The organism is Micromonospora sp. AB353 (assembly GCF_049538395.1).
Lineage (GTDB): Bacteria > Actinomycetota > Actinomycetes > Mycobacteriales > Micromonosporaceae > Micromonospora > Micromonospora aurantiaca.
This window is the reverse complement of record NZ_JBMVFV010000022.1, coordinates 42,971-65,188: the sequence shown is the minus strand read 5'-3', so window position 1 is coordinate 65,188 and position 22,218 is coordinate 42,971. Positions and strand designations below refer to the sequence as shown.

The 22,218-nt window shown below is 72.5% G+C and carries 21 protein-coding genes and 1 riboswitch; of the genes, 8 read left to right on the top strand and 13 right to left on the bottom strand.

What is annotated here, in order from left to right; genetic code table 11:
- Positions 1-12: 12 nt before the first annotated feature.
- The gene (locus ACPCK6_RS12700; RefSeq protein ID WP_396880965.1) at positions 13-1,266 is read left to right on the top strand and encodes an FUSC family protein; all 1,254 of its coding nucleotides are present in this window, start codon (positions 13-15) and stop codon (positions 1,264-1,266) included.
- Positions 1,267-1,412: 146 nt separating this feature from the next.
- On the opposite strand, the gene ACPCK6_RS12695 is transcribed toward ACPCK6_RS12700, so the two are convergent.
- Complete coding sequence (locus ACPCK6_RS12695) at positions 1,413-2,675, bottom strand: aminotransferase class V-fold PLP-dependent enzyme (protein ID WP_423481195.1); 1,263 nt, start codon at positions 2,673-2,675, stop codon at positions 1,413-1,415.
- Positions 2,676-2,719: 44 nt separating this feature from the next.
- Positions 2,720-2,842, bottom strand: a riboswitch (SAM riboswitch).
- A 23-nt stretch (positions 2,843-2,865) separates the two neighbouring features.
- Between ACPCK6_RS12695 and ACPCK6_RS12690 the strand changes: the two genes are divergently transcribed.
- Positions 2,866-4,359: a PrsW family intramembrane metalloprotease gene (locus ACPCK6_RS12690; protein WP_396881103.1), complete on the top strand. Its 1,494-nt coding sequence runs from the start codon at positions 2,866-2,868 to the stop codon at positions 4,357-4,359.
- A gap of 19 nt (positions 4,360-4,378) precedes the next feature.
- Here the strand turns inward: ACPCK6_RS12690 and ACPCK6_RS12685 are convergent, their stop codons facing one another.
- Positions 4,379-4,546, bottom strand: coding sequence for a hypothetical protein (locus ACPCK6_RS12685; RefSeq protein ID WP_167796936.1), 168 nt, complete (start codon positions 4,544-4,546; stop codon positions 4,379-4,381).
- A 97-nt stretch (positions 4,547-4,643) separates the two neighbouring features.
- Positions 4,644-4,991, bottom strand: a complete 348-nt coding sequence (locus tag ACPCK6_RS12680) for a GroES family chaperonin (protein WP_013288840.1) — start codon at positions 4,989-4,991, stop codon at positions 4,644-4,646.
- A 162-nt stretch (positions 4,992-5,153) separates the two neighbouring features.
- On the opposite strand from ACPCK6_RS12680, the gene ACPCK6_RS12675 reads away from it, so the two are divergent.
- The gene (locus ACPCK6_RS12675) at positions 5,154-6,440 is read left to right on the top strand and encodes an AI-2E family transporter (RefSeq protein ID WP_423481203.1); all 1,287 of its coding nucleotides are present in this window, start codon (positions 5,154-5,156) and stop codon (positions 6,438-6,440) included.
- Between the two features lie 53 nt (positions 6,441-6,493).
- On the opposite strand, the gene ACPCK6_RS12670 is transcribed toward ACPCK6_RS12675, so the two are convergent.
- A complete protein-coding gene (locus ACPCK6_RS12670; protein ID WP_423481194.1) occupies positions 6,494-8,638 on the bottom strand; it encodes an ATP-dependent DNA helicase in 2,145 nt (714 codons plus the stop codon).
- A gap of 124 nt (positions 8,639-8,762) precedes the next feature.
- Here ACPCK6_RS12670 and ACPCK6_RS12665 point away from each other — a divergent pair, with 124 nt between their 5' ends.
- Positions 8,763-9,269 carry a DUF402 domain-containing protein gene (locus ACPCK6_RS12665; protein WP_423481193.1) on the top strand — a complete coding sequence of 169 codons (507 nt, stop codon included), beginning with the start codon at positions 8,763-8,765 and terminating at the stop codon, positions 9,267-9,269.
- A 6-nt stretch (positions 9,270-9,275) separates the two neighbouring features.
- Here ACPCK6_RS12665 and sigJ read toward each other — a convergent pair whose 3' ends face one another.
- Positions 9,276-10,229, bottom strand: a complete 954-nt coding sequence (sigJ, locus tag ACPCK6_RS12660) for an RNA polymerase sigma factor SigJ (protein WP_423481192.1) — start codon at positions 10,227-10,229, stop codon at positions 9,276-9,278.
- Between the two features lie 184 nt (positions 10,230-10,413).
- Here sigJ and ACPCK6_RS12655 point away from each other — a divergent pair, with 184 nt between their 5' ends.
- The 3 genes from ACPCK6_RS12655 (at position 10,414) to ACPCK6_RS12645 (ending at position 13,149) form a co-directional block, all read left to right on the top strand.
- Positions 10,414-11,364 carry a PPK2 family polyphosphate kinase gene (locus tag ACPCK6_RS12655; protein ID WP_423481191.1) on the top strand — a complete coding sequence of 317 codons (951 nt, stop codon included), beginning with the start codon at positions 10,414-10,416 and terminating at the stop codon, positions 11,362-11,364.
- A gap of 149 nt (positions 11,365-11,513) precedes the next feature.
- Positions 11,514-12,140, top strand: coding sequence for a DUF47 domain-containing protein (locus ACPCK6_RS12650; protein ID WP_013288834.1), 627 nt, complete (start codon positions 11,514-11,516; stop codon positions 12,138-12,140).
- Between the two features lie 4 nt (positions 12,141-12,144).
- The gene (locus tag ACPCK6_RS12645; protein WP_194801845.1) at positions 12,145-13,149 is read left to right on the top strand and encodes an inorganic phosphate transporter; all 1,005 of its coding nucleotides are present in this window, start codon (positions 12,145-12,147) and stop codon (positions 13,147-13,149) included.
- A gap of 60 nt (positions 13,150-13,209) precedes the next feature.
- Here ACPCK6_RS12645 and ACPCK6_RS12640 read toward each other — a convergent pair whose 3' ends face one another.
- The 3 genes from ACPCK6_RS12640 to ACPCK6_RS12630 all read right to left on the bottom strand — a co-directional run bounded on the left by ACPCK6_RS12640 (position 13,210) and on the right by ACPCK6_RS12630 (position 15,914).
- Entirely contained in the window at positions 13,210-14,178 is a 969-nt protein-coding gene (locus ACPCK6_RS12640; RefSeq protein ID WP_396880970.1) for a Gfo/Idh/MocA family protein, read from the bottom strand.
- A gap of 59 nt (positions 14,179-14,237) precedes the next feature.
- Positions 14,238-14,828, bottom strand: a complete 591-nt coding sequence (locus ACPCK6_RS12635; RefSeq protein WP_423481190.1) for a DinB family protein — start codon at positions 14,826-14,828, stop codon at positions 14,238-14,240.
- Positions 14,829-15,152: 324 nt separating this feature from the next.
- Complete coding sequence (locus ACPCK6_RS12630; protein ID WP_423481189.1) at positions 15,153-15,914, bottom strand: class I SAM-dependent methyltransferase; 762 nt, start codon at positions 15,912-15,914, stop codon at positions 15,153-15,155.
- 81 nt (positions 15,915-15,995) lie between these two features.
- Between ACPCK6_RS12630 and ACPCK6_RS12625 the strand changes: the two genes are divergently transcribed.
- Positions 15,996-16,823 (top strand): NUDIX hydrolase, encoded by an 828-nt coding sequence (locus ACPCK6_RS12625; RefSeq protein ID WP_423481188.1) that lies wholly within the window; start codon positions 15,996-15,998, stop codon positions 16,821-16,823.
- Positions 16,824-16,894: 71 nt separating this feature from the next.
- Here ACPCK6_RS12625 and pstB read toward each other — a convergent pair whose 3' ends face one another.
- From pstB to mshD, 5 genes are all read right to left on the bottom strand, one after another.
- Positions 16,895-17,671: a phosphate ABC transporter ATP-binding protein PstB gene (pstB, locus tag ACPCK6_RS12620; protein ID WP_423481187.1), complete on the bottom strand. Its 777-nt coding sequence runs from the start codon at positions 17,669-17,671 to the stop codon at positions 16,895-16,897.
- Positions 17,672-17,691: 20 nt separating this feature from the next.
- On the bottom strand, positions 17,692-18,780 hold the full coding sequence (gene pstA / locus ACPCK6_RS12615; protein WP_396880973.1) for a phosphate ABC transporter permease PstA: 1,089 nt from the start codon (positions 18,778-18,780) through the stop codon (positions 17,692-17,694).
- Complete coding sequence (pstC, locus tag ACPCK6_RS12610; protein ID WP_396880974.1) at positions 18,777-19,862, bottom strand: phosphate ABC transporter permease subunit PstC; 1,086 nt, start codon at positions 19,860-19,862, stop codon at positions 18,777-18,779. The genes pstA and pstC overlap by 4 nt, the downstream gene beginning before the upstream one ends.
- 41 nt (positions 19,863-19,903) lie before the next feature.
- Positions 19,904-21,007 (bottom strand): phosphate ABC transporter substrate-binding protein PstS, encoded by a 1,104-nt coding sequence (pstS, locus tag ACPCK6_RS12605; RefSeq protein WP_396880975.1) that lies wholly within the window; start codon positions 21,005-21,007, stop codon positions 19,904-19,906.
- A 233-nt stretch (positions 21,008-21,240) separates the two neighbouring features.
- Complete coding sequence (mshD, locus tag ACPCK6_RS12600) at positions 21,241-22,209, bottom strand: mycothiol synthase (protein ID WP_423481186.1); 969 nt, start codon at positions 22,207-22,209, stop codon at positions 21,241-21,243.
- Positions 22,210-22,218 lie beyond the last annotated feature (9 nt).

Sequence of the window (22,218 nt, the reverse complement as noted above, 5' to 3'; positions counted from 1 at the left end):
GTAGTACCGGCCATGGCCCGGGACGGACGACTGCAGTTCCTGCGTCGTGGCAAGCTGCGCGAAGGGCTGGCGGACCGGGACGGGCAGCGGATCGCCTCCGCGATGGAGGAGTTGCGGCACCGGGGCAAGGCGACGCTGCACGACCGGCTGCACCGGGTCCGTACCGCGTTCGGTCTCGCCGTGCAGGCCGGCCTCGCCGCCGGCCTGGCGTACCTGGTCTCACACCGGCTGCTGAAGAACCCGCAGCCGGTCTTCGCCCCGATCTCCGCCGTCGGCACGCTCGCCGCCTCGGTCGGGCAGCGGTTCAGGCGTACGGTCGAACTGATCGCCGGGGTGGCGGTCGGCGTGCTCGTCGGCGACGCGCTGATCTACTTCGTCGGCACCGGCGCGTGGCAGCTCGCGCTCGTGGTGACCTCGGCGATCCTGCTGAGCATCTTCGCCGGGGCGAGCGTCGCCATCGTGATCCAGGCCGCGGCCACCGCGGTGCTGATCGTGACGCTCAGCCCGTCCACCGAGAACCTGGAGTTCCCCCGCTTCATCGACGCGTTACTCGGCGGCGGCATCGCGCTGCTGGTCACCGCCATCCTGTTGCCGCTCAACCCGCTTCGGGTGATCAACCGGGCCGCCCGGCCCGCGCTGGACCTCCTCGCCGACCAGCTCGACGCCTGCGCCGAGGCGGTGCGCAGCCGGGACCGGGACGCGGCCCAGCAGGCGCTGTTCCGGCTGCGGGAGAACAAGGAGGAACTGGCCGCGCTCTCCGAGGCGATCGAAGGCGCGAAGGAGACCAGCACGCTGTCCCCGGCCCGCTGGCACCGGCGCAGCGAGCTGACCCACTACGCGGAGGCGGCCGACCCGATCGACCGGGCCATGCGCAACACCGGCACGCTGATCCGCCGCGCGGTCACCATGATCGAGGACGACGAACCGGCCCCCGAGCCGATGCCGGACGCGATCGGTCACCTGGCCGAGTCGGTGCGCCTGCTCCGCCAGGAGTTCGCCGCCGGGCAGGAGCCGCAGGAGGCCCGGGAACGGTCGCTGCGCGCGGTGAGCGAGGCCGGCCGGGCGTACGCCGAGGGGGTCGGCTTCTCCGGCAGCGTGGTGATCGCCCAGGTGCGTACCACGGCGAGCGATCTGATGGTGGCCTCCGGGATCGAGCAGGAGGAGGCGAACCGGCTGGTCCGGCAGGCGTTCGGCGAGAACCGCCAGGGCGAACCCGCAGCCCGGAACCCCGCCGCCCACCCACCCACAGCCCCACCCGTCGGCTGACCCCCGCCCGCCCTCCCACCCTCGCCCGGCTACCCGTCCGGCGTCGATCATGAGGTTGGCTGCCGGGAAAGCGTTTTCCGGGCCGGTCAACTTCATGATCGACCGAGGTGGGGGGTGGGTGGGTGCGGGTGCGGAGGGGGAGAGGGCTAGGGGAGGTGGGTCAGGGCCGTCAGGAGGGTGTCTACCTCGCTCGGTGTGGTGCCCAGGCCCAGGCTGGCGCGTAGGGCTGTCGGGGGCAGGTCGGTGCGGCCGGTACGGGCGGCGGCCTCGGCCAGCAGGCGCCGGGTCAGCGGGTGGGCGCAGAACAGCCCGTCGCGTACCCCGATCCGGTGCCGGCTCGCCAGGTGGGCGGCCACCTCGGCGGAGTCCCGCCCGGCGACCACGAAGCTGACGATGCCCACCCGGGGCGCTTCGGGGGAGAACATGCGCAGCTCCACCACGTCCGGCAGCGCGGCCAGGCCGGTACGCAGTCGCGCCAGCAGCGCCTGTTCCCGGGCGTGCAGCGCGTCCCGGTCGGCCGCGCCGAGCGCCTCGCAGACCGCGGCGAGTGCCACCGCGCCGAGCAGGTTCGGGGTGCCGGCCTCGTGCCGGGCCGGGCCGGTCGTCCAGCGCACCTCGTGCGTCGCCGCGCCGACGTGGCTGGTGGCGCCGCCTCCGGCCAGGTACGGCGGGGCCGCGTCCAGCCAGTCCGCCCGCCCGGCGAGCACGCCCGCGCCGAACGGGGCGTACAGCTTGTGCCCGGACACTGCCACGTAGTCCACGTCCAGCGCGGTCAGGTCGACCGGGGCGTGCGGGGCGAGCTGCGCGGCGTCGACCAGGATGCGGGCGCCGTGCCGGTGCGCCACCCGGGCCAGTTCGGCGACCGGCCAGCACTCGCCGGTGACGTTGCCGGCGCCGGTGACCGCTACCAACACCGGCAGGCCGGGCCGGGCGTCGCGGGCCAGTTCGCCGAGCGCCGCCGCGAGGGACCGGACTGCGCCGGCCGGACTGTCCGGCACCGGAAGCCGTACCGAGCCGCGCGGCCAGGGCAGCAGGTTGGCGTGGTGCTCGCCGCCGAACGTGATCACGGTGGTGCCGGCGGGCAGCGCCCGGGCCAGCAGGTTCAGCGCGTCGGTGGTGTTCCGGGTGAAGATCACGTGGTCGCCGGGGCGGGCGCCGAGGAAGTCGCCTACCGTCTGCCGGGCCCGCTCGTAGGCCAGCGTGCAGCGCCGCGACAGCGCGCCGGCGCCCCGGTGCACACTCGCGTACCAGGGAAGAAGCCCGGCCACCGCGTCGGCCGCGGCCCGCGCGCACGGCGCGCTGGCGGCGTGGTCCAGGTTGATCTCCCCGGGTACGCCGAGCACGCCGAGCGGGTCGGGCCGGGCCGGCGCGGGCAGCACGGGCAGCGAGGGTACGAGGGTGACGGTCATGCCGGAGCCTCCGGGTCACAGGGACCCCAGGCGTGCCGGGACGGGGTCCGCGCTTGCCCGGCACGCGGAGCGGCACCGGGCCCGGTCATCACCCGGGGCACCCCACCGCGAACCTCGACGAGGGTTGCCGGCCAGCAAGCCGGGGCTTGACGCTGGCGCTCGTGACCTGTTCGGGAGCATAGCCGTGACGATGCGACCGGACCAGTGGGTCGCGGGTGACTACGCTGACCGCATGGCCGACACCCCGCCCGGCGCAGTACCGCCGCCACCGCACGCGCCCGCCGCCCCGCCCGCGGGTGCGCCGACGCCCGGGATGCCGTCGCGCCGGTTCGGCTGGCGACGGGCGTCGGTGCTGGCCGGGGTGGTGCTGCTGATCGCGGCCGGCGCGCTCTACATGGTCTACCAGCTGAGTGAGAGCCTGGGCGCGGAGGCACTCCTGGTGGGTGCCGTCGCGGCGGTCCTGCCGGTGCCGGTGCTGGTCGCCTGCCTCCTGTGGCTCGACCGCTACGAGCCCGAGCCGCTGCCCTACCTGGTCTTCTGCTTCGCCTGGGGTGCCTTCGTCTCCACCGCCATCTCGCTGAAGGTCAACCAGACCGGCGCGCAGATCTTCGACGACCTGGGGCTGCCCGCCGCGCTCACCGCGGTGCTCGTCGCCCCGTTCATCGAGGAGCTGACCAAGGCGGCCGGCCCGCTCCTGCTGCTGATCTTCCGGCGCCGCGAGTTCTCCGGGATCACCGACGGCCTGGTCTACTGCGGGCTCTCCGCGGTCGGCTTCGCCATGGTGGAGAACATCCTCTACCTGGGCGGGTACGGCTACCGCACCGGCGTGGAGCAGTACGGCCCGGCCACCGGCACGCAGCTGGTGATCGCGCTGTTCATCGGCCGGATCCTGCTGTTCGGCTTCGCCCACCCGCTGTTCACCTCGATGACCGGCGTCGGGCTCGGTATCGCGGCGCGTACCGCCGACCGGCGGGTACGGGTGCTCGCGCCGCTCGCCGGGCTGCTCGTGGCGATGATCCTGCACGGCACCTGGAACCTGCTGCCGACGCTCGCCCAGGCCATCGGGCAGCCGGTGATCGCGCTCTACGGCTTCATCGGCCTGATGATGCCGATCTTCTTCGCGATGGTGGGGCTGGCGATCTGGCTGCGCGCCTGGGAGGGCCGGCTCACCGAGCGCACGTTGCCTGACTACGTCCGCGCGGGCTGGCTCACCCCGCCCGAGGTGGCGGCGCTGGGGAGCCTGGGCCGGCGGCACGCGGCGCGTACCTGGGCCCGGCGGGTCGCCGGTGAGGGCGGGGTACGCGCGATGCGCGGCTACCAGTTCGCCGCGACCCGGCTGGCGCTGCTGCGTGACGGGATGCGCCGGGGACTCGATCACAAGCCGGCCGAGCGGGAGCGGACGGCGCGGGAGGAACGGGAGTTGCTGGACGCGATCACCGCGTACCGGTCGTTCTTCGTCGGTCGTGACCCGCAGGCGCCGGTCGGGGTCTGGGACGGTCAGCGCTACCACCTGCGGTTCCCGGACGGTTCGCAGCGCCCGGTGGAGGCGCCGGACGACCCGGTGGTGCCGATCCCGGTGGTGCTGGCCCCGCCGCCCGTCTTCCCGCCGAGCGGTTACGGCCCGAGCGGTCACGGCCCGAGCGGCTGGCACGACCCGGGCGCGCCCTGGCACCCCGGGCGCTGAGAACCCGATCGGGGGCCGGTCAGCTCATCAGGCCGGTCAGGAAGTCGCCGAGCCCCTGGGCGATGGCCATCAGCGCGGCCCCGATGCCCTTGAACACCTGCGCCGCACCGTCCGGCCGGAACGCCATGAAGTAGATCAGGAACGCGAGGAATCCCCAGGCGAGGATCTTCTTGATCACTACCGGCATGGTGTCCCTCCCCAGGGCGCGCTGAGGTGCCTGGGCTTCCCGCCGGGCAGCGCCGCAAACGGCACCGCCGCGGAGCGAGCGGCGTCGGAGGGGAGGACTACAGGTACAGACCGGTGGAGCCGGCGGCGGTGCTCTCCACCCGCTCGGCCGCCACGGCGTGCACATCCCGCTCGCGCAGCAGCACGTACGCCCGCCCGTGCAACTCGACCTCGGAGCGGTCGTCCGGGTCGAACAGCACCCGGTCGCCGGCCACGATCGCGCGGACGTTCGGCCCGACGCCGACCGCTGTGGCCCAGGCCAGCCGCTTGCCGACGGCTGCCGTCGCGGGGATCACGATGCCGGCGGTGGAGCGGCGTTCCCCCTCCGCGCCCTCGGTACGCACCAGCACGCGGTCGTGCAGCAGGCGGATCGGCAGCCCGGCGTCGAGACTCTGGTCGGCGGTCACGCGAAGACGCTACCGCGTGGCCGTCAGTCGATTCCGGCGTGGTTGGTGAGAGCGCCGGGCGGGCAATGTGTGGCCGAGTCGCCCTAGGGTGGGGCGTACGGACGTATCCTGTGCCCCCTGTGACCCGGTGGGGCCGATTTGCCGGAGGTGCGCTTGAGCCGCATGGAGCGGATGCGCGGACGGCTCCGCCGTGCGTACGAGTCGGGCCGGGAGGCGGCCCGGACCCGGCGAGCCGCCGCCGCGGAGGCGGCCGACGGGGGCGTGGCCTCGCCCGCCTCACCAGGACCGGCCGCCTCGCCGGAGGCGATGGTGGTGGGCGTCGAACCGCCGGCGGCGTTGCACTCCTCGACTGTGAGCCGAGACGACACCGAGGTGCCGCACGCGCTGCGCATCGCCGCCGCGTGGTGCTGGCGTCTGATCGTGATCGGCATCGTCACCTGGGCCCTGCTCAAGATCGTCGGCACGATCAGCATCGTGATCATTCCGCTGACCGTCGCGCTGCTGCTCTCCGCGCTGCTCGCCCCGGCGGTCGGATGGCTGCTCCGGGCCCGGCTGCCCCGCTCGCTGGCGACGGCCGTGGTGCTCGTCGGCGGCCTGGCCGCCGTCGTCGGCACGCTCACGCTCGTGGTCAACGAGTTCATCAAGGGCGTACCGGAGCTGAGCCAGAAGTCCTCCGAGGGCGTCCGGCAGATCCAGGACTGGTTCAAGACCGGCCCGCTGCATCTGTCCGACAGCCAGCTCAACCGCTACATCGACGAGGCGCAGAACTGGATCAACGGCAACACCGAGCGGTTCACCAGCGGTGCGATAAGCACCGCCGCCACGCTCGCCGAGGTGCTCACCGGCACCGTCCTGGTCCTCTTCGCCACGTTCTTCTTCCTGCGCGACGGCAACAACATCTGGCGGTTCCTGGTCCGGCTGCTGCCGGTGGCCGCCCGCTGGAAGGTCGACGACGCCGGTCGCGCGTCCTGGGCGACGCTCGGCGCGTACGTGCGGGCCACGGTTCTCGTCGCCTTCATCGACGCGGTCGGCATCGGCATCTTCCTGGTGCTGTTCGACATCCCGTTCGCGTTCCCGCTGGCCGCGCTGGTCTTCCTGGGCGCGTTCATCCCGATCGTCGGCGCGTTCCTGTCCGGCGTGGTGGCCGTGCTGGTGGCGCTCGTCGACAGCGGCCCGGTGACCGCCCTGATCATCCTGGGCGCGGTGATCGGCGTGCAGCAGGTCGAGGGCCACGTGCTCCAGCCGCTGATCATGGGCCGCGCGGTGGCCATCCACCCGCTCGCCGTGATCATCGGCATCGCCGCCGGCGTGGTGCTCGCCGGCATCGCCGGTGCGCTGGTCGCGGTGCCGCTGATCGCCGTCCTCAACACCGCGGTGCGCCGGCTCGCCGCGCGTACCGTGCCGGACACCCCGCCGGACGCGGTGGTGGTCGCCTCCCAGGCGCCCTGACCAGGCACGATCCGCCGACGCCCGCGTCACCCCGCCCCGGGGAGGCGCGGGCGTCAGCTCTTGGCGAGCCGTTCCAGCGCGCCCCGGGCCACCTCGGGCCGGGTGGTGTACCAGAACGGCGGCAGCGAGCGGCGCAGGAACGGGCCGTACCCGCGCGCCGTCTCCAGCCGCGAGTCGAGCACCGCCACCACGCCCCGATCGCCGGTGGCCCGGATCAGCCGGCCGACACCCTGGGCCAGCCGGACCGCCGCGATCGGCACGCTCACCGCCGCGAAACCCGAGCCGCCACCGGCGTCCACCGCCGCCGCCCGCGCCGCCGCGAGCGGCTCGTCCGGGCGGGGGAACGGCAACCTGTCGATCACCACGAGCTGGCAGGCGTCGCCCGGCACGTCCACCCCCTGCCAGAGCGACATCACCCCGAACAGGCAGCTCTCCCGTACCTCGCGGAACCGGCGCACCAGCAGCGGCAGCGCCTCCTCGCCCTGGAGCAGCACGGGCAGGTCGGTCCGCGCCCGGACCAGCTCCGCGGCCTGCTGCGCGGCCCGTCGCGACGAGAACAGCCCGAGGGTACGACCACCGAGCGCCTCGACCAGCGCCAGCAACTCCTCACCTGCCGGTCCGGGCAACCCGGAGACGCTGGGGCGGGGGAGATGCGCGGCGACGTACAGGATGCCCTGCCGGGCGTAGTCGAACGGCGAGCCGACGTCGAGCGAACTCCAGCCCGGCCCCTCGGTCGCGGGGACGGTGCCGATCGACGCCCGGCTGCCCTCGGCGGCGGCCACCGGCGTGACCGGAGAGCGGCCCGCGGCGGCAGCGGTGGCGATCGCGGCGGCGGCCGGTGACGGCGGGGCGGGCGGCGGCGCGTCCAGCCCCAGCGCCCGGGCCACCGTGTCGAAGCGGCCGCCCAGCGCCAGCGTGGCCGAGGTGGCGACCACTGTGCGCTCGTCGTACAGGTGGGTGGCGAGCGTGCCCGCCACCGACAGCGGCGCGACGACGAGCGCCCGGCGGCTGCCGTTGTCCGGCTTCTCGACCCAGGCGACGTCGTGGTCGGCCTCCTCCAGCAGCCGCTGGGCGGTGGTGGACAGTTCGTCCAGCACGGCCTTGGCCTGCTGCTTGCGTACCGGATCGGGGTCGTCGGCCTTCACGTCGCCGATCCCCTCCAGCGCGGCCCGGGTCGCCGAGTCCAGCAGCGTGCACGCCTCGCGCAGCGCCGGCGGCAGACCGGCGGTGAGCCGCCCGGCCGGCGCCTCGGCCAGCCCCACGGCGAGCGCGTCACCGGCCTCGGTGAGCCGTTCGGCCACGTCGGGGCGCAGCAGCGGCCGGGCCCGCCGGGTGGACCTGTCGATCAGCTCCGGCACCAGCTCCGCCTGGGCGGCCGACGAGACCCGGTCGGCCAGCTCGTGCGCCTCGTCCACCACGAGCAGCCTGTGCGGCGGGACGATGTGGCGCCCGGCGAGCATGTCGACGGCGAGCAGGCTGTGGTTGGTGACCACGATGTCGGCCTCGCGGGCGCGCGCCCGGGACGCCTCCGCGAAGCACTCCTGCCCGAACGGGCAGCGGCTCGCGCCCACACACTCCCGGGCCGGCATGGACACGCTGCGCCACACCTGGTCGTCCACGCCCGGATCCAGCTCGTCGCGGTCACCGGTGGCGGTCTCCTCGGCCCAGTCGCGCAGCCGCTGCACCTGCTTGCCCAGGCGGCCCGCCTCGCCGAGCCACTTGGTGCCGCCGCTGTTGCCGGCACGCGGCGCGTCGAACAGCGCGTCGTCCGGCTCGTCCTCGACCGAGCTGTCCAGGCGGGCCAGGCAGAGATAGTGGTGACGCCCCTTCAGCACGGCGAATGTGGGACGGCGGCCCAGCACCGGCTCGACCGCGTCGGCCAGCCTCGGCAGGTCGTGCTCGACGAGCTGGGACTGCAACGCCAGCGTGGCGGTGGAGACCACCACCGGCCCGTCCACTGTCAGCGCCGGAGCGAGGTACGCCAGGGACTTGCCGGTGCCGGTCCCGGCCTGCACCAGCAGATGCTCGCCGGAGGCGATGCTGCGCTCGATCGCCTCGGCCATCTGCTGCTGACCCGGCCGGGCCGCGCCACCCGGAACCGCGCCCACCGCGGCGGTCAGCAGCTCCCCGGCACCGGCGCGGCCCTTGCGGCGCTTCTTCGGGACGGCCGGGCCGGTGGCGGTGCGGGACGGGGTCACCGTGCGACCGTACCCGCCGGCACCGACGGGGGTCCGGCCGCTCCGACGGCGTGGCGGGACGGCGGGTCGCGTCCGGTTACCTCCCGATCGCGTGGCGTGGCCGGAATCGGTTAGGGTGCCAGGCATGCCGAGCGATGTGGTCCGCGTGATCTACCGCAAGTACGACGGCAGCGCACACCGCGACTACCCGGCCCGCCGGCTCGCCGAGGACGATCTCGGCGTCTGGCTCGGCGTGCCCGCCGGCACCGAGTCCGTCTACCACGGCCGCCCGTCGGTCGAGCGGATCCCGTTCGTCCTGCTGGTGCCGCACCACGGCTGGTGGACCGGCATGTTCAACCCGCCGCCGCGCACCAGCGAGGTCTACTGCGACATCGCCACCCCGGCCCGCTGGGAGGGTGAGGAGACGGTCCACCTGATCGACCTCGACCTGGACGTGGTGCGCCGCCGCGAGACCGGCCTGGTCGAGCTGCGCGACGAGGACGAGTTCGCCGTGAACCGGGCCCGCTGGGGCTACCCGGAGGACGTGGTCACCGAGGCCGAGGCCGCGTCCCGCTGGCTGCTCGGCGCGCTCGGCGACGGCACCGAGCCGTTCGCCACGTCGTACCGGAAGTGGCTGGCACTGGTGGTCTGAGCCGGCTCACCAGCGCGGCGGCCAGACGGCGTCCGGCCCCAGCGGCGGCAGCTCGCCGACCTTGGCCGGGTTGAGCTGGTTGAACACGCCGGTGATCCGCCCCTCGTGGACCGCGAACGAGGTGACCATGCGGATGGTCCGCCCGTCCCGGTGGAGGAACTCCGACTGCCACCCCAGCGTGCCGTCCACCAGCACCGGCCGGCCCCGCAGGCCACCCCGCTGCCGGGCCTGGCCGTACAGACCGAGGAGCAGGCGGCCGACCGAGTCGGTGCCGACCACCGCCCGGGTTCCGGCCGGGAAGTGACCGCCGGCGTCGCCGATCGACACCACGTCCGGGGCGAGTACGCGGACCAGTTGCTCCAGCTCACCGGACTCCACCGCCGCCGCGAACGCGTCGAGCACCCGCCGCTGCTCGGCGAGGTCGGCGCTGTGCCGGGGCGCATCCGGCGCGTGCACCGCCCGCCGGGCCCGCGACGCCAGCTGACGGGCCGCCTCCGGCGTCACCGCGAGCACGTCCGCCACGTCGGCGAACGGCACCGCGAACACGTCGTGCAGCACGAACGCCACCCGCTGCTCCGGCGTCAGCCGTTCCAGCACGACCAGCAGCGCGGTGCCGAGCTGGTCGGCCCGTACCGCCCGCTCGGCCGGGTCGGGCGCGAACCCGTCCGCCGCCGGCACCGCTGTCACCATCGGCTCGGGGAGCCACTGACCGGGGTACGCCTCCCGGCGCACCCGGGCGGAGCGGAGCACGTCCAGGCAGATCCGGGAGCAGGTGGTGATGAGCCAGCCGCGCAGATCGCGTACGCGGGCGCGCTCCTCGGGGTCGCTCAGCGCGCCGGAGAAGCGCAGCCAGGTCTCCTGCACCGCGTCCTCGGCCTCGCTGCGGCTACCCAGCATCCGCTGCGCCACAGCCAGGAGACGCCCTCGTTCCGCCTCGAACTCCCCCGCAAGCTCGTCCACCCCCTCATTCTCCCGCCTCACCCTCGCCACGGCACCCGCCACCCTCGCGGGCACCCGACCCACCCTGGTTGATCTTGCGCTTACCGCCCGGCAAACGGTGCTTTCCGGGCGTGCCCGGGACTGCAACCGCAAGATCGGCGGGACGAGGCGGGCGGGGAGCGGCTCCGGGGGTGAGGATCGGGGGATGAGTGAGGTGGTGCGGCCCGTCGGCGGGCCTATGCGGGAACTGCTTCGAGTGGGGCCGGGGACTGTCGATCTGGCGGCTGTCGATCCCCGGTCGACACCGGGGCTGCCGGTGGCGGCCGGGCGCGGGCCGGCGCGCAAGGAGTGGGCGCGGGCCCAGGTCGAGCTGATCGGCGCGGAACTCGGGCGGCAGCAGGAGATGCTGTACGCCTCGGCGCAGGGCGCCGCCGGACCGGGCGGCGCCACCAGCGCTCCGGCGCAGGCGGACGCCGGGCTGGACGGCGACCGGCCGCGCCGGGTGCTGCTGGTTCTCCAGGCGATGGACTGCGGCGGCAAGGACGGCACTGTGAAGCGGGTGGCGGGCGCGATGAACCCGCTCGGGCTGCACATCCGCTCGTTCGGGCCGCCGACCGAGGAGGAGTCGCGGCACGACTTCCTGTGGCGGGTACGCCGGGCGCTGCCGCCGCCCGGGTACGTGGGCGTGTTCAACCGCTCCCACTACGAGGACGTGCTCATCGCCCGGGCCGAGGGGCTGGTCGACGAGGCGACCTGGCGGTCCCGGTACGCGATCATCAACGACTTCGAGCGGGAGCTGACCGAGCAGGCGGTCACAGTGGTGAAGGTCATGCTGCACATCTCGTACGCCGAGCAGGGGGAGCGGCTGATGGAGCGGCTCACCGACCCGACGAAGTTCTGGAAGTTCAACGCCAGCGACCTGGACACCCGGGCACGCTGGGGCGACTACCAGGACGCGTACGCCGAAGCTCTGGAGCGTTGCGGCACGGACGCGGCGCCCTGGTTCGTGGTGCCGGCGGACCGCAAGTGGTACCGCGACTGGGCGGTCGCCCACCTGCTGCGGGAGACGTTCGACGGGTTGGATCTGGGGTATCCGCCTGCCGATTTCGACGTCGAACGGGAGCGTGACCGGTTACGGAACCAACTCGGCGGGTGATCAGGTGAACGGAAGGTGAACGAGCGGTGAATCGGGCCTGACCAGGGGTGGGCCGATCGAAAGTGGGTTCGGCGCGGTCCCTAGCATGCGCAGAGCAGACGCCCGGGGGGCGACGGCCACCCTTCCACCGACACGACGAGGTCCGTGCTGTGAAGTTTTCCTTCCGTCCCACCGAGGGCGCCTTCTACGAGCTCTTCACCAGGGCCGCGCAGAACCTGGTGAAGGGGACCGAACTGCTCAACGAGCTGGGTCTGCCCGGTGCCGACGTGCAGTCGATCAGCGAGCGGCTGACCGACATCGAGCACGACAGCGACCAGATCACGCACGAGCTGTACAAGAAGATCAACTCCACGTTCATCACGCCGTTCGACCGGGAGGACATCTACCGGCTGGGCTCGCTGCTCGACGACGTGATGGACCACCTGGAGGCGGTCGGCAACCTGCTCTACCTGTACGGCCTGACCAAGCTCCCGTCGCTCCCGCGCGAGCTGCACGAGCTGGTCAACGTGCTCGACCTGCAGGCCAAGCTCACCGCCGAGGCGATGCCGCGGCTGAAGTCGATGAAGGATCTCGAGGACTACTGGATCGAGTGCAACCGGCTCGAGAACGACGGCGACCAGGCGTACCGGATGCTGCTGGTACGCCTCTTCTCCGGTGAGTACGACGCGCTCACGGTGCTGAAGATGAAGGAGGTGGCCGACGAGCTGGAGGCCGCCTGCGACGCCTTCGAGCACGTCGCCAACACCGTCGAGACCATCGCGGTCAAGGAGTCCTGATCCAGTGAGTCCCGAACTCATCGCCGTGCTGGCGGTGATCGCGGTCGCCATGGCGTTCGACTACACGAACGGCTTCCATGACGCGGCCAACGCCATCGCCACCAGCATCTCGACCCGGGCGCTGACCCCCCGGATCGCGCTCGCGCTGGCCGCCGTCGGCAACTTCGTCGGCGCGCACTTCGGCGCCGGGGTGGCCAAGACGGTCGGCGACGGCCTGGTGACGCTGCCGACCGGGGTGGAGAGCCTCGGCGTGGTCTTCGCCGGCGTGCTCGGCGCGATCATCTGGAACCTGATCACCTGGTACTTCGGCCTGCCGTCCTCGTCCTCGCACGCCCTCTTCGGCGGCCTGGTCGGCGCCACCCTGTTCGCCGCCGACGGCATCGTCCAGTGGGGCACCATCATCGAGAAGGTCCTCGTCCCGATGGTGCTCTCGCCGGTGGTCGGCCTGATCCTCGGCTTCCTGATGATGCTGGCGATCATGTGGCTGTTCCGGAAGGGCCAGCCCGGCAAGCTCAGCCGGGGCTTCCGGTGGGCGCAGACCGCGTCCGCCGCCGCCATGTCGGTCGGCCACGGCATGCAGGACGCCGCCAAGACCATGGGCATCATCGTGCTCGCGCTCTACACCGGCGGCTTCCAGGAGAGCAAGACGCACATCCCGGGCTGGGTGTTCTGGACCTCCGCGGCCATGCTGGCGGCCGGCACGTACGCGGGCGGCTGGCGGATCATCCGGACGCTCGGCCGGAAGATCATCGACCTCGGCCCGGCGGAGGGCTTCGCGGCCGAGACCGTGGCCAGCGCGGTGCTCTACTTCAACGCGCTGGTGCTGAAGGCGCCGATCTCCACCACGCACACGATCACCTCGGCGATCATGGGTGTGGGCGCGACGAAACGGCTCTCCGCGGTGCGCTGGAACGTGGCCGGCAACATCGTGATCGCCTGGATCATCACGTTCCCGGCCGCCGCCGCGATCGCCTGCCTCGCGTACCTGCTGGTCCGGCCCTTGTTCTGAGCCCCACTCCGCGCTTCGCGCGACGACGTCGAAGGGTTCCCCGCCGTGGCGGGGAACCCTTCACGCGTAGGAGACGCCGATCCGGGCCTTGATGTCGTCGATCAGGCCCATCACCTCGAGGGTGGCGGCGTGCGGCACCAGCGGGCTCTCGGTCAGCCCGGCCGCCAGGCAGCGCTGCACCTCGATCGCCTCGTACTGGTAGCCGCCGCCGGTCAGGTCCGCCGGGATCGTCTCCGCCTCGGCGCCGGCCCGGTGCAGCACCACGTGCGCGGGCCGGAAGAACAGCTCGGGCAGGTCGATCCGGCCGGTCGTACCGGTGATCGACGCGGAGATCGCTGTCGCCCCGACCATGCCGCAGCTGAGCGTCGCCACCGCGCCGGAGTCCCAGCCGAGCACCATGCCGGTGTTCTCGTCCACCGCCTCCGGGGTCAGCTTCGCCCACGCCTGCACGTGCTGCGGCACGCCGAGCACCAGGTGGGCCAGGCTCAGCGGGTACACGCCGAGGTCGAGCAGCGCGCCGCCGCCGAGCGTGCGGGCCCGCATCCGGTGCTCCGGCGGGAACGGCCCGGCCACCCCGAAGTCCGCCCGCACGTGCGTCACCTCACCGATCGCGCCGTCCCGGATCAGCTCCAGCACGCGCAGGATCAGCGGGTTCGTCCGCATCCACATGGCCTCCATGAGGAACAGGCCCCGGGCGCGCGCCGTCTCCACCAGGTCGGTGGTGGTCGGCAGGTCCAGCGTGCACGGCTTCTCCACGAGCACGGCCTTGCCGCCGGCCAGGCAGGCGAGCGCCGCCTCGTGGTGCGCGGCGTGCGGGGTGGCCACGTAGATCGCGTCCAGGTCCGGGTCCGCGGCCAGTTCCGCCCACGAGGCGTACGCCCGCGGCACGTCGTGCCGGCGCGCGAACAGTTCGGCGCTCTCCCGGGTACGCGAGCCGACCGCGACCAGTTCGGCGTCCGGCACCAGCCGCAGATCCTCGGCGAAGCGGGCGGCGATGTTTCCGGTTGCCAGGATTCCCCAACGCGTCATGCCCGGCACGCTATCCCTTCCCGCTCCGGGGCCGGCAGGGTGATCCACCCGTCGGGACGTCAGGCGATGCCGTGGGTGTCGGCGGCCCGGGCGGCCCGCTCGATCATCGCCCGACGCACCGTCAGTGTCGGCTGGTCGGGTTCCAGGTGCGCGTACCCGGCCCATGCCCCGGTCGAGCCGTCGAGCTGCTCGCGCAGGATGTCGGCGTGCCCCGCGTGCCGATTGGTCTCGGCCACCACGTGGACCAGGATGTTGAACAACTTGACGTCCGGGCGGGGCCACCACGGCACGTGGCCGGGAGCGTCGACGGCGAGGGCGTCGATCGTCGCGTCCGCGTGCTCGGCCGCCCGCCGGTAGCGGCCGATCACCTCCTCGCGGGTCTCGTGCTCGGTCGCCCACATGTCGGTGCCGTCCGGATCCGGGGCGTCCCACCGGGGCAGCGGCTCCGGGAACGGCCTGCCGAACACCTCGCCGAAGTACCGGGCCTCCCCGAAGGACAGGTGCTTGACCAGGCCGAGCAGGTTGGTGCCGGACGCGGTCAGGGGACGGCGCACGTCGTACTCGGACAGCCCGTCGAGCTTCCACAGCATCGCCTCGCGGATCTGGCGCAGGTCGTTGTGCAGATACTGCTTCGCGAAGTCGTCGATCATGGGTCACCACCCTGCCAGGCGCGGCTGGTCGCCGCAGCCCTGTGCCCGGGCGCCGACGGCCCGTCCGCCTGACTTCGAGGCTCCGGTGCAACACGGAGGGTGAATATTGCGGAGCGTAGCGGCCGCTGTCGCCCACGTGTCAGAGTCGAGCGCCCGGAAGGGGCCTTATTGGACATATGCCCATCCTGTGCTCGGCATCGGTCGATGCCCTCTCGGCCCCTTTGCTCTGCAGCCTTTTGCGCACCGCTCGCGGAGGGTGACCGTTGCGGATTCGGCTGCAGAGCAAAAGGCGGCGGAGGGATCCTCTCCGGCCGGGGAAGAAAATCACCCAGTGTGATCGGGCTGCCCGCTCGTGGAGCGCGGGTCCGCGTGCGACGGCGGGCACTGTCGCCGACCGGACGAGTCCCCCACGCCACGGTGCCCGGCCCGGGACGCTCCGGGCTGCGGCTTGGCTGCCAACCGCTGGCTCGCCCGGGCCGGACGGCCGTTCATCGTCTCCACTGCGACGTCGCGGCTGGCGACAACGTCGAAATCGCCGAGCAGCTGGTCCAGCCAGTCAGTGGTGTGGTGTCGGCACACCGCCCCGTCGTCGGTCTCGAAGATCCCGTAGGTGCCGTACTTGGCCGCGAACCGTTCATACCGGGAACGGTTGCGGTCATCCTCCTGCAGGCACAGGTCACTGACATAGAGAAGCCCGCCCGGCCGTAGCACCCGACCTAGCTCCGTCACCAGTTCCCGCTGCCCGGCGTCGCCGGGTATGCACGTCAACACCGCGAACAGCAGCACCAGGTCGACACTGTCATCCGGGTGATCGAGGTGCGGAGGACTGGTGAGAACCGTGAACCGCGCGCCGGGTTGCTCCTGAATGGCGCGATTGACGAGACGGGGTGCGACATCCACCCCCTCGACGTTCTCGAAGCCCCACCGCACGAGCAGCCCTGCCAGCCGACCGTAACCGCACCCGTAGTCGAGCACGCGTGCCCGCCGATCGACGCCGTCCAGCCACTGACGTGCGACCGGGTGGCCGAAAGTCTTCGCGCTACCCGTGGAATTCCAATAGCCCGCCTGGTTGTCGAGATCCGTCACAGGAGGAGCATTGCCGCAACCGGGCGAGGACGCCATCAGGTGGCGGGGCAGCTTCGCGCGGTACCGCACTAGGCTCGGCGCATGACGATCGACGGCTTCGCCGCACCCCCCGCCCTGGTGGAGCACGCCCGCCGGTTCCGGGCCGAGGGCGCCGTGCCCGCCGTACCCCGGGTCGCCGCCACCGTGCTGTTGCTCCGCCCGGCCGGCGACGGCTTCGAGGTCTACATGATCCGCCGGGTGGCGGCGATGACGTTCGGCGGCATGTACGCCTTCCCCGGCGGCGGCGTGGACCGCTCCGACTCGGAGGCGCACCTCGGGTGGGCCGGCCCGGAACCGGCGGTGTGGGGGGAGCGGCTCCGGCTCGACCCGTCCGACGCGCAGGCGGTGGTGTGCGCCGCCGCCCGCGAGGTCTTCGAGGAGGCGGGCGTGCTGCTCGCCGGGCCGGACCCGGACACCGTGGTCGGCGACGTGAGCGGCGACGACTGGGAGGCGGCCCGGCAGGATCTGGAGGGCCGGCGGGTCGGCTTCGCGGACCTGCTGGCCGGGCGGGGCCTGACGCTCCGGTCCGACCTGCTGCTGCCGTGGAGCCGGTGGATCACCCCGGAGTTCGAACCGCGCCGCTTCGACACGTACTTCTTCGTCGCCCTGCTGCCCGAGGGGCAGCGGACCCGGGACGTCTCCGGCGAGGCCGACCACACGCTGTGGCTGCGCCCGGCGGACGCGCTGGCCCGGGCGGAGGCCGGCGAGCTGACCATGCTGCCGCCGACCATGGTCACGCTCGCCGAGGTCGCCGCCGCGGGCGACCTCGCCGCCGTGGCCCGCGCCGCGGCAGAGCGCGAGCCGGGTACGCCGATCCTGCCCCACATCGACGGCCTGGACGGCGACGAGCCCCTCTTTCGCCTGAGCTGACCTCGGCCGGTGGTGTTAAGAGGGGCCCCTTCCTCTACCGGAGGCGTTAATAGGGTGCCCCTCCTTACACCTCAGCCGAAGCGGCCGGTGATGTAGTCCTCGGTCTTCTTCTGGGTCGGGTTGCTGAAGATCTTCTGGGTGTTGTCGTACTCGATCAGGCGGCCCGCGTCGCCGGTCTTCTCGATCGAGAAGAAGGCGGTCCGGTCCGACACCCGCGCGGCCTGCTGCATGTTGTGCGTGACGATGATGATGGTGAACTTGTCCTTGAGCTGGAACATCAGATCCTCGATCGCCAGCGTGGAGATCGGGTCCAGCGCCGAGCAGGGCTCGTCCATCAGCACCACCTGCGGCTCGACAGCGATGGTGCGGGCGATGCAGAGCCGCTGCTGCTGACCGCCGGACAGGCCCGCGCCCGGCTTGGCGAGGCGGTCCTTCACCTCGTCCCACAGGTTCGCCGAGCGGAGCGCCCGCTCGGCGGCCTCCTCCAGGATCGACTTGCGCCGTACGCCGTTGAGCCGCAGGCCGGCCACCACGTTCTCGAAGATACTCATGGTGGGGAACGGGTTCGGCCGCTGGAAGACCATGCCGATCATCCGGCGGACCGCGGTGACGTCCACGTCGCGGTCGTAGATGTCCTGGTCGTCGATGGTGAGGCTGCCCTCGACCCGGGCGCCGGGCAGCACCTCGTGCATCCGGTTGATCGACCGCAGGAAGGTGGACTTGCCGCAGCCGGACGGCCCGATCAGGGCGGTGACGGTCTTCGGCTCGACGGTCAGGTTGATGTTCTCGATCGCCTTGAACCCGCCGTAGTAGGCGGTCACGTTCGTGGCTTCGATGCGCTTGGCCATGGTGGCGGTACCTCCGGGGTTCATCGGCCGAGCCGGTTGCGGCGGGACAGCAGCTTCGCCGCCACGGTGAGGACGAGGACGAGAGCGACAAGCGTCAGCGCCGCGGTCCACGCCCGTGCCGGCGAGTACTTCGACGCCTCACCGGCCTGCTGGTAGACGAAGAGAGCCAGCGACGACTGGTTGTTCTCGAACGGGTTGAAGTTGATCGCCGCGCCGCCGCCGGCGACGAGCAGCACCGGCGCGGTCTCACCGGCGGCCCGCGCGATGGCGAGCATGATGCCGGTGACGATGCCGGGCAGCGCGGTCGGCAGCACGACCCGCAGGATGGTCTTCCACTTCGGTACGCCCAGGGCGTACGCGCCCTCGCGCAGCGGCGCCGGCACCAGCCGGAGCATCTCCTCGGTGGAGCGGACCACAGTGGGCAGCATCAGCACGCTCAGCGCCAGCGCGGCGGCGAAGCCGGAGAAGCCCGGGCGGCCGTCGTTGAACCACGGCGAGACGATCAGCACCCAGAAGGCCAGCACGAACAGGCCGGTGACGATCGACGGGATGCCGGTCATCACGTCCACGAAGAAGCGGATGGTGAAGGCGAACCGGCCCCGGCCGTACTCGACGATGTAGATCGCGCAGAGCACGCCGAGCGGCACCGTGATCAGTGTGGCGATGCCGACCTGCTGCAACGTGCCGACGATCGCGTGGTACGCGCCGCCGTTGGCGTCCCGCGACCCGATGTTGTTCATCGAGGTGCCGAAGAAGTTCGCGTCCAGCCGCTCGGAGCCCTTGCTCACCAGCGTCCAGACCACCGAGGCCAGCGGCAGCACCGCCAGCACGAACGCGGAGTGGATCAGCGCGCTCCAGGTGCGGTTGCGGGCCGACCGGCGGCCCTCCACCGCGTTCGCCGCGACGAACAGACCGGCCAGGTAGAGCAGCGCGCCGACCACCACGACCAGGACCGGGCCGCCGATGCCGGCGCCGTACACCACTGCCGCCGCGAGCAGCAGGGCCGCGACGGCGATGGCCGGAGCGGCGTACGCGGGAAGCCGCCTCGCCCGCAACGTGGCCGGCTGGGCCGGCGGGCGCGGGCGGCGGGGGGTGAGGGTAGTGGTCATGCGGCCGACTCCGTGAACTCGCGCCGCCGGTGGATGATCGCCCGGGCGGTGATGTTGACGATCAGCGTGATCGCGAACAGCACCAGGCCGGAGGCGATGAGTGCGCCCCGGCCGGTGTCGTTCGCCTCGGCGAACCGGTTGGCGATGTTCGCGGCGATCGAGTTGCCGCCGCTGGCCAGGATGTTGAACGAGATGGCGTACGTGGAGCCGAGCGTGAGCGCCAGCGCGATGGTCTCGCCGAGCGCCCGGCCCAGGCCGAGCATCACCGCGGCGATGACGCCGGGCCGCCCGTACGGGAGGACCGCGGTGCGGATCATCTCCCAGCGGGTGGCGCCGAGCGCGAGCGCCGCCTCCTCGTTCGCGGTCGGGGTCTGCCGGAACACCTCGCGGGACAGCGAGGTGACGATCGGCAGCACCATGATGGCGAGCACCACCGAGCCGAGCAGGATCGAGTTGCCGTACGGGCCGTCGCCGAAGATCGGGATCCAGCCGAAGTACCTGTTCAGCCAGGCGGACAGGTCGGCGACCGGCTGGGCGAAGTAGTCCCGGCCCCAGAGGCCGAACACGACGCTCGGCACGGCGGCCAGCAGGTCGATCAGGAAGCCCAGGGCGTTGCCGAGCCGCCGGGGCGCGTAGTGCGACAGGTACAGGGCGATGCCCAGCGCGACCGGCACCGCCATGAGCAGCGCCAGCAGCGAGCTCAGGACCGTACCGAAGGCGAGCGCGCCGATGCCGAACTGCGGCGGGTTGTCGTTCGGGAACCAGCCCTCGAACGTCCAGAACGACTCGGTGTTCGCCCGCAGCGCCGGGACGGCCTTGGCGACCAGGAAGATCGCGATGGCCGCGATGACCACCAGGACCGTGGTGCCGGCGGCCAGGGTCAGGCCGCGGAACGCCCGTTCCGCGCCGAAGGCGCGGGCCCGGGGGAGGGCACCGCCGCCGCCGAGGCCACCGTCGGGGCGGCCCGGGTTACCGGGGCGCTCGGCCACACGCGCCGAGGCACCGGCGGGTCGCTCGTGACTCGTGGTCACGGGGTTCCCGCCGGTGCCGGCGTGGGCCGAGCGGTGAGGGGTGTCACCCATCTGCTCGCTCGCTTCGTGTTGAGGAGGTGTCGGTCAGAGCGTCAGGAGAGGCTCTTGACCGCGGCCTCGACCTTGGTGCGGACGGTCTCGGGCAGCGGCGCGTAGCCGAGCTCGACGAGCTCCTTCTGCCCCTCGGCGCTGGCGGCGTGGCCGAGCAGGCCCTTGACCAGCGGCAGCTTGTCGGCGGCGAGGCCCTTGCTGCAGACGATCTCGTAGGTCGCCAGGACGATCGGGTACGCCCCGGCCTCCTTGGTGTTGTAGTCGATCGACATCTTCAGGTCGTTGCCCTGACCCTCGAACTTGGCGCCGGCGATGGTCTTGCCGGCCGAGTCGCCGGTCAGCTCGACGAACTCGCCGTTGCCGTTCTTGATCTTCGCCATCTTCAGGTCGGAGTTCTCGGCGTACGACCACTCGACGTAGCTGATGGTGCCGTCGGTGCTCTTGACCTTGCTGGCCACACCGTCGGACTTGGCCGCGCCGACGCCGCCCGGGGCCTTCCAGGCCTTGGAGTTACCGAGCGTCCAGTCCGCCTCGGCGGTCTTGGAGAGGTACTTGGTGAAGTTGTCGGTGGTGCCCGACTCGTCGGAGCGGTGCACCGCCTGGATCGCGGTCGACGGCAGCTTGGCGTCCGGGTTGTCGGCCTTGATCGCCGCGTCGTCCCACTTGGTCACCTTGCCGGCGAAGATCTTCGCCAGCGTGGCCGGGCTGAACTGGAGGTTGTCCGCGCCGCCCACGTTGTAGACGACGGCGACCGGGCCGATGACCATCGGCAGGTTGAGCGCCTGGCCGCCGGTGCACTTGGCGTCGGCCTGCGGCTGCTCCTCCGGCTTGAGGGGGGAGTCCGAGCCGGCGAAGTCGGCGGTGCCGGCGATGAAGGCCTGGATGCCGGCGCCCGAGCCGCTGGGCTCGTAGTTGATCGTGGTGCCGGCGCACTTCTGCTGGTACACCTTGATCCACTCGGCCATGGCGTTCTTCTGGGCGGAGGAGCCCTGCGCGTTCAGCGTGCCCGTCGCGCAGTCCACCGCGGCGGCGGAACCGGCGGTGGAGGCGCCGGCCGGCTCGTTGTTGTCCGAGCCGCAGGCGCTGAGACCGATAACCGCGGTAAGAGCGAGACAGGCGATGGCGCCGTGCCGCTGGAGCTTCACTTGAGGGGTTTCCCTTCACGTCTTTGGTCAGGTCGCCCGGAGTGCCGGGGGCCGGCGCTGACCGGCTGACACGAAAGGTAGGAGGGCCAGGTGGACGGTTCGCCGGACGCAAGTGAACGCGCGGTGAACACGTTCGGCCGACGAGGTGGCCGTACGCTGAGGAAGGGTTGTCCATTTCGTGAACTAGCAGCCTGCTATCGCCTTTGTGGCGAATTTCCAGGGCCGGCGAACGCTCAGCCGAGCTGGTAGTTGACGTGTGCGGACCAGTGCGCGAAGCCCAGCCGCTCGTAGAGCGCCACAGCGGCGGTGTTGCTCTCGTCCACGTAGAGCATCACCCGGTCCAGCCCGCGCTCGTCGCGGAGGTGGGTCAGGCCGGCGGCGGTGAGCACCCGGCCCAGCCCGCCCCGGTGCGCGGACGGGTCGACGCCGAGCACGTACACCTCGCCGATGCGGGCCGAACCCTGCCGCTCGTGCACCTTGGTCCAGTGGAAGCCGAGCAGCCGCCCGGTGGCGGAGTCGACGGCGAGCAGGAACCCGGCCCTGTCGAACCACGGCTCGGCGATGCGGACGCGCAGGTCGTCGAGCGTCCACCTGCCCTGCTCGGGGTGCTGGGCGAAGGCGGCGTTGTTCACCGCCAGCCAGGCCTCGTCGTCCTCGCCGGGGCGGAACGCGCGCAGCGTCACGCCCTCCGGTACGACCGGCGCCGGCATCTCGGCGGTGAGCGGGCGGCGCATCTGCCAGAGCACCCGCGCCCGGGAGAAGCCCAGGTCGACGGCCAGCGCGGCGGCCGACGGGTGGTCGCCGTGCGCCCAGGCGCGCAGCGGCCCGGGAGCGGCGGCCACCACGGCACGGGCCAGTGCCCGGCCGGAGCCGCGCCGCCGGTACGCGGGGTGCACGACCATCTCCACGCCGACTCCGTCGGCCGGGGCGGTGGTGTCGAGGTGCGCGTACCCGGCGAGGGTGCCCTCGGTGGTGCGGGCGGTGAGGTGCACGGCGGGCGCCTCGGGGTCGCGCAGCCGCAGCAGCACGTGCTCGTCGAGCGGGTCGGCGCCGTCGGCGTCACCGGCGGCGCGGGCCAGCGCGAGCACCTCGGCGACCTCGTCCGGCGTCAGCCGGTCCGGCCGGTCGATCCCATCCGGCGTCAGCCGGTCCGGCCGGTCGATCCGGTCGGCGGGACCACGCGTCGGCTCGGTGCTGCTCATCTGAGTCAC